This window comes from Micromonospora marina (assembly GCF_900091565.1).
GTDB lineage: Bacteria > Actinomycetota > Actinomycetes > Mycobacteriales > Micromonosporaceae > Micromonospora > Micromonospora marina.
On the sequence record NZ_FMCV01000029.1, the window covers coordinates 58,302 to 65,402 of the forward strand.

The window sequence follows — 7,101 nt, forward strand, 5'->3', positions numbered from 1 at the left end:
CCTACCCGAACAACCCGCGGGCCCAGGCGTACAGGCCGAGGATCTGCGCCAGCACCGGCAACACCGCCACCCCCGTCACCACGTCCAGGAACGTCGCCGTGTACTCCCAGAACGGCAGTAGCCGCCGCGGCCAGGGCCGCATCGCGGCCAGCACCAGCGGGACCAGCACCGCCAGCAACCCGGCCAGCAGGACCCACCGCCATCCGTCGGGCAGCAGTTGGGAGAAGCGATCGAGGACCATCAGGTACCCGACCGTACCGGCGGCGGTCAGCGCGACGCGCTGCCACAACCCGAGGAAGGTACGCGCGCGCAGCAGGATTGCACTCGCGACCGTCGACACCAGCGCCCACCCCGCCCAACCGGGTGTCGCGAGCACCAGATCGAACAGGACCGGGAGCGCGAGCGCGACGCTGACCATCGTCACCGTCAGGTAGGTGTCGGCGTCGTCGGTGCGCTCCCGCACCACGTCGGAGGGGACCGGCTCGATGTCGTACGACATGTCGGCGCCGGTCTTCGGTAGCTGCGGCCCGCGCAGCCGGGCGAACTTCACCACCGCCCGGGGCGCCACCACGACCACCGTCAGCGCCACCGTGACGGCGATGCCGGCGCTCTGGTGCCAGGCCAGCGACGAGGCCAGGTGTACCAGCACCAGCACACTGGTCGCGGTGCCGGTCGCCGCGAACACCAGCATCGGGGCGAACGGCAGGTGCGGGGTGAGGGTCCGCTGGGCCAGCAGCAGCACCGCGGCCACCCCGGCCACCGCGGTCGCGGCGGCCAGCACCGCCGGTCCGGTGACGGCGATCCCGGTCGGATCCCCGTCCACCGCGCCGGCGGCCGCCAGCGCCGCGAACGCCGCGGCGGCAGTACCGAAGAGCAGCGAGAACACGCCGTCGGCCACCCGGCGGGCGTAGACCAGCGCGGCGGTGAGGAACGCCGCCGCGAGGACACCGGCGGCGACCACCTGCGCCAGCACCGGACCCCGATCGGTGAGCAGCACGGCGAGCAGGCTCAGCGCGACGGAGGACAGCACCAGGAACAGCGGCCGGCGGTACTCCGGCTGCCAGCGGTCCGAGCGGCGGTTGACGGTGGTGGCGATGCCCTCCGCGAGGTCGTCGAAGTCCAGCTCGGGCAGCGGGTCCTCGGCCCGGCGCAGGTGCAGTACCTCCCCTTCCAGCCAGTCCAGGCTCTCCGGGGTGGCGGCGAGGTCGAACGGGGCCGCGCCGAGACGCTGCAACACCCAGGCGCCCCCGGTGTCGTCGCCCTCGGGCCGCCGGTCCGGCACGGCGTGCTGCAGCAGCATCGGCAGCAGAGCGGCCACCGGCATGGTGGACGGGACAGCCACGTCGACCCTGCGGTCCGGGCCGACGACGCTGATCCGGCACAACCGCCCCTGCATCGCGGTGGTCACCCGCGTACTCCCTTCGAAGCCGGAAGGCTCATTCGACGTATCCGGTCTGCATCAGCGACACCCCGCGGCGGGTGACCCGCTGGGCCCGTCCCGGCGGCAACCGGCGCGGCGCCGCCTCCCCCAGGAACTTGCCCTCTTCCTTGGGGTACGACAGCAGGGTCGCCGGCGTGCCGAGTTCCCAGAGCCGGCGGATGACCGGGTCCATCATGGCCCGCATCGCGCCGGAGGTGCTGCGGGCGACGATCAGGTGCAGACCGATGGTCAGGCCCTGGGCCAGCAGCGGCAGCAGCGGTTCGAGCGTCGAGCCCACCCCACCGCTCTTGGTCATCAGGTCGTAGTCGTCGACCACGACGAACAGCTCCGGCCCCTCCCACCAGTCCCGCCTGCGCATCCGCTCGGACGAGATCTCCGGGCCCGGCACCCGCCGGTTCATCGACACCGCGGCCTGCCCGGCAAGCTCGAAGAGCTTGTCCCCGGTGAAACCGAACCCGACCTGGTAGGCGGCCGGCAGGGCGGTGTCCAGGTCCCGCCGGGAGTCGCCGAGCACCACCTTCGCCTGCTCCGGGGTCCAGCGTCGCTGGATCGCCCGCAGCACCAGACGCAGCACATTCGACTTGCCGGTCTCGTTGTCCCCGAAGACCAGCAGGTGCGGGGTGGTCATGAAGTCGTGCCAGACCGGGGCCAGGCGCTGCTCGTCCAGGCCGAGGCAGACCCTGAACCCCGGTTCCGGGTCCGGCAGCCGTTCGACCGGCAGTACGGTGGGCAGCATCCGTACGCTGGGGGCCGGCGGACCGGACCAGAAGGTGCCGATCTCCTCGGTGACCGACTTGGTCGCCTCGGCCAGGTCGGTCACCTGCGTACTGCCGTCCATCCGGGGCAGCGCGCCCAGGAAGTGCAGGCCGTCGGAGGTCAGGCCACGGCCGGGCTGGTTCGGCACGGTGGCCGCCTTGCGGGAGCCCACCTCGGACTCCATCGCGTCGCCGAGCCGCAGCTCCAGCTTGGTGCCGATCAGGTCACGCAGCCACGTCCGCATCTCCGACCAGCGGGTCGCCGTGATGATCACGTGGATGCCGAAGGACAGCCCCCGCGAGACGAGTTCCTGGAACCGGCTGTCCAGCTCGGTGAAGTCCTGCTTCATCGTGTAGTAGCCGTCGATGACCAGGAAGACATGCCCGAACGGGTCGTCGATGTCACCGCGCGCGCGAGCCGCCAGGTAGCTCTGCATCGAGTCCAGTCCACGCGCCGCGAACTCGGCTTCCCGCCGCTCCATGACCTGCCCGATCTCCTGGATCGTGCGGACCACCCGGTCCCGCTCCATGCGGGTGGCGATCGAGCCGATGTGCGGCAGACCGGCGACCGACGACAGTCCCCCGCCACCGAAGTCCAACCCGTAGAACTGCACCTCCTGCGGGGTGTTGGTGAACGCCAGGCCCAGCAGCAGGCTGCGCAGCAGCGTCGACTTGCCGCTCTGCGGCGCACCGGCGATGCCCACGTGCCCGTCGGCCCCGCCCAGGTCGACGGTCAGCAGCTCGCGGAGCTGGTCCTGCGGTCGGTCCACCACACCGACCGGCACCCGCAGCCGGCCCTGCGCGTCCGGGTCGTCCACGGTCATCCCACGTACCGGGTCCGGCACCACGCTCGGCAGCAACGCGTCGAGGCTCGACGCGGCCGACAGCGGCGGAAGCCAGACCTGCCGGGCCGGCGGCCCCGACCCGGCCAGCCGGTCGAGCAGCACCTCGACCAGGGTCGGCCCGGTCGCCGCCTCGGCCTCCTCCGCCAGCTCGGTCGGCTCGGCGGCGATCAGCCGCTCGCGGCCGGGGTCGTGCCGGGTGTCGACCTGCCGGCCGGTGAACTCGACGACCCGCAGCGGGGCCGGCTCGTCGTCGCGGCGTTCCCGCACCGCCCCCGTCCCGGTGTACGGGCCGGAGACGTACGCCGACTTGAACCGGACCAGGTTGGTGGTGTCCAGCCGGAGGTAGCCGTTGCCCGGCTCGGGCGGCAGCTCGTACGCCTTGCCGACCCCGATCACCGACCGGGACTCCATCGACGAGAAGGTACGCAACGCGATCCGGTACGACAGGTGCCCCTCCACCCGGTTGATCCGGCCCTCGTCGAGGCGCTGCGACGCGAGCAGCAGGTGCACCCCGAGGCTGCGGCCCAGCCGGCCGATCGAGACGAACAGGTCCATGAACTCGCTCTTGCTGGAGAGCAGCTCACTGAACTCGTCCACGATGATCAACAGCACCGGGAACGGCACCAGCTGGGCACCGGCGGCCCGCGCCTTCTCGTAGTCGAACAACGAGGCGTACCCGCTGGCCCGCAACGCCTCCTGACGTCGGGTCATCTCGCCGTTGAGCGCGTCCTGCATCCGGTCGACCAGCGGCAGCTCGTCCGCCAGGTTGGTGATCACCGCCGAGGTGTGCGGCAGTCTCTCCATGCCGAGGAAGGTCGCGCCGCCCTTGAAGTCGACCAGCACCAGGTTGAGGATCTCCGAGCTGTGCGTGGCGGCGAGGGCGCAGACCAGCGTCCGTAGCAGCTCCGACTTCCCGGACCCGGTCGCCCCGATGAGCAGCCCGTGCGGACCCATCCCGCCCTGCGCCGACTCCTTCAGGTCCAACTCGATGACCTCGCCGTCCTCGGTGACCCCGATCGGCACGGTGAGCCGGTTGCGCTGCGGCTGCCGGGTCCGCCACAACGCCGGTACGTCGAAGGTGTAGGCGTCGCGGATGCCGAGCAGGGTGGTCAGCTCGAAGCTGGACTCCATCGGCTCGTCGACCACGTCGAGGGTGCCGCTGGTCCGCTTCGGCGCGATGATCCGGGCCAGTGCCTCACTCGCCGTCACGTCCAGGCCGTCCCGCTGCGCCGTGCCGGTGGTTTCCCCGGCCGGGTACGAAACCTGGTCGTCCGCCACGGACAGGCGCAGCACCTTCGGGCCGCCCGGCATCCCACCGGTCAGGTCGAGCAGCACCACGTTGCGGATCCCGGCACCCAGCAGGCGGGCACTCTCCGGCAGCTCGACCAGATGGGCCACGATCACCAGGAACGGCTCGACGGCCGACGGCCGGGCCGCCCGGTCGTGGTCACCGCGGTCACCGACCTCCGGGCCGAGCAGGTCCATCAACTCCTCGTACCGGCCGGAGAACAACCGCACCGGCCCGGCCGAGTCGTACGCGGTGGGGTGCGCGTTGTGCGGCAACCACTTGACCCAGTCCCACGGATCGCGGTGCACCTCCTCGGCGAGCACCGCGACCCGCAGCTCGTCCGGAGCGTGGAACGTCACCAGCTGCGCCACCATCGCCCGGGCCAGGGCGACCGCGGACTCCACATCGCCCTCGAACTCGATGCTGGTGAAGCTGCGCAGCCCCACCGAGATCGGGATGCCGGACACCGTCCGGTACGCCTCGGAGAAGCGCCGCAGCGAGATGGACGACAGCGGTTCCAGGTCCTCGATCGGCTTTGTCGACGGCGGACTCAGTTCGAGCATGGCGTTCTGCCGGCCGATCCCGATCCGTACCCGGCCGAAGTCGTCGTGGCTGGGCCGCCGTTCCCACAGCCGGCTGCTCATCGCCACCGACCACAGCCAGCTCGGCTGCGGGTTGTTCCAGAGCACGTACTGCCGCTGCTGGTCCGCCGCGGCGCGGGCACGCCTGCGCAACTGGCCGATGTAGCGCAGGAAGTCCCGGCGTTCCCCGCGCATCTTGCGTTTCCGGTCGGCGGCGGCCCGGCCGATCTGCATGACGCCCATCAGCAACATACCGGCGGCCATCGCACCACCCATCACGTACATGATCGGTGAGCGGCTGAACAGCCCGAACATGGCCATCATCGCGCCCATGCCGAGGCCCATCGGCACGATCATCGCGAACGACCGGAAGTCCAGCGGCGCCTCCTCCGCCATCAGCGGCGGCTCCTGCAACTCGAGCCGGCCCTCGGGCGCGTCCGGACCGGCCGCCCGCGGCGGGCGCTTGACGGTGACCGTACTCATCCGAGCACCCCCGGGCCGGCGCCGCCGCCGGTCCAGGCGGCATCGTCCTGGTGGAGCAGTTTGACCGCGTACCGGTCGTTGCGGAAACGCTCGGCGGCCTTGAGGTCGTCCTCCTCCTCGTCGTCGGACCGACGCTGGGAGGCCGGTCCGGCCGTGCGCGCCTCGGCCTCGGCCCGCGCGCGTTCCTCGGCCTTCCGGGCCAGCCGACGCTCCCGCATGATCAGGTACCGCTCCTCGACGGAGGGTTCCCGCCCACCGCAGCTCAGCCGCTCGTCCTCGTCGGCGGTCCGGGCTCCGGTGGCCGTCCGCCGCCACACCGCCCGCCCGGTCAGGTGCTCAGTCATCGTTCGCCTTCCGGTCCACCTCGCCGGTGCCTCCGTCCAACCAGGACGCACCGGCGTCGTCCCAACCGGTCGTGTCGGTCTGCTCGTCGTCCGGCAGGATCACCGGTACGAATTCGTCGCCCGTCGGTGCGTCGGCGTCCGGGTCCTCGGTCGCCCAGGTCGCGGCCTGCTCGGTCAGCAGTTCGGCTGACTCGGGCCGGTCCGGGTCCTCCCGGTCGTCCTCGGACTGGCTGATCGGGCCGACGACGGGGCCACGGTGTTCGACCGGAACCGCCGTTTCCCGGGCCACCGGTGGCGTCGGCGGGCTGACCGCCCGGACCGGGGTACCGGGATTCGTCCCCGGTACGGCCGGGGCGTTACGGTTCGGCCCCGACCCGGCCGGGGCGGTGGCCGCTGCCGCGAGGGACGCTGCGGCGGCCAGCCCGGCAACGGCCACCGCGGGTGGGGGCTGCGCAGGCTCCGCAGGCGCGACAAGGCCCACTCCGCCCGTAGGCGTCCCGCTTCGGGCGATCGGCTCACCGGAATGCGGTTCGCCGGGCTGCGGTCCACCGGCTGGCAGCCAGTCCGCGCCGTCCGCGCCGACCAGGCCACTTGCGACGGGCCGCTCCGGCACGGCGGCTCCACCACTCGCCGGTCCCGCTGGCTGGGCCGGTACGGACACGCCGGGCACCCCGGGCCATTCCGGCATCCCGGGTTCGTGTACGTCCGCAGCCGGCACGTCAACCGCCGCGTCGGCCGGGACGGGCACGCCGGGACCGGTCAGCCCCGGTCCCCCGGGTCCGGCGCCCGCCGGGGCACCGGGCAGGTCGACACCGGTACCCGCCGGGTGCCAGTTGCCCGGATCGGCTCCGATCAGGCCCTGCGCGTCCGGGGTTTCCGGCATGCTCGGGCCACCGCCGCCCGGAGTTCCCGCAGGACCGGGCAGGCCCGGCATCCCGGCGAACGGCGGGGCCATTCCGGTGTACGGCGGGGACACGTCCGTCGGTGAGTTGCTCGCACCCGGAGGCAGGGTGCTCATGTCCGGAGGCGGAGTGCCGACCGGCTGGGCGCCCAGGCCCGGACCGCCCGCGAGGGTGCCGTCCGGCGCGGCCGGACCGTCCGCCTCGCCCCCGCTTCCCTGCCAGTTGCCCTCGTCTCCGGTGACGAGCCCGTTGGCGTCCGGCAGGTCGGGAAGGGGCACACCGTCCGTCCCGCCCGGCCCGGGAGCACCCGGCGGCATCATCGGCGGAACCATCGGCGGAACACCCGGCACCACCGGCACATCCGGCGCACCAGGAACCTCCGGCACCACCGGCACATCCGGCACCACCGGCGCACCCGGAGCAGCCGGCACATCCGGACCCAGACCAGCACCACCAGAACCC

Annotated in this window: 3 protein-coding genes and 1 pseudogene; all 4 read right to left on the bottom strand. The window is 72.6% G+C overall.

Going from position 1 to position 7,101, the window contains the following annotated elements; translation table 11 throughout:
* Window position 1: 1 nt before the first annotated feature.
* Entirely contained in the window at window positions 2–1,396 is a 1,395-nt protein-coding gene (eccD, locus tag GA0070215_RS25545) for a type VII secretion integral membrane protein EccD (RefSeq protein WP_377468613.1), read from the bottom strand.
* Window positions 1,397–1,436: 40 nt separating this feature from the next.
* Window positions 1,437–5,393: a type VII secretion protein EccC gene (locus tag GA0070215_RS25550; protein ID WP_018788321.1), complete on the bottom strand. Its 3,957-nt coding sequence runs from the start codon at window positions 5,391–5,393 to the stop codon at window positions 1,437–1,439.
* Window positions 5,390–5,737 (bottom strand): hypothetical protein, encoded by a 348-nt coding sequence (locus GA0070215_RS25555; RefSeq protein WP_018788322.1) that lies wholly within the window; start codon window positions 5,735–5,737, stop codon window positions 5,390–5,392. Before GA0070215_RS25555 ends, GA0070215_RS25550 begins: the two co-directional genes overlap by 4 nt.
* Window positions 5,730–7,101 (bottom strand): annotated as a pseudogene (locus GA0070215_RS25560) (hypothetical protein); the annotation flags it as partial. The gene GA0070215_RS25555 and the pseudogene GA0070215_RS25560, both read right to left, overlap by 8 nt.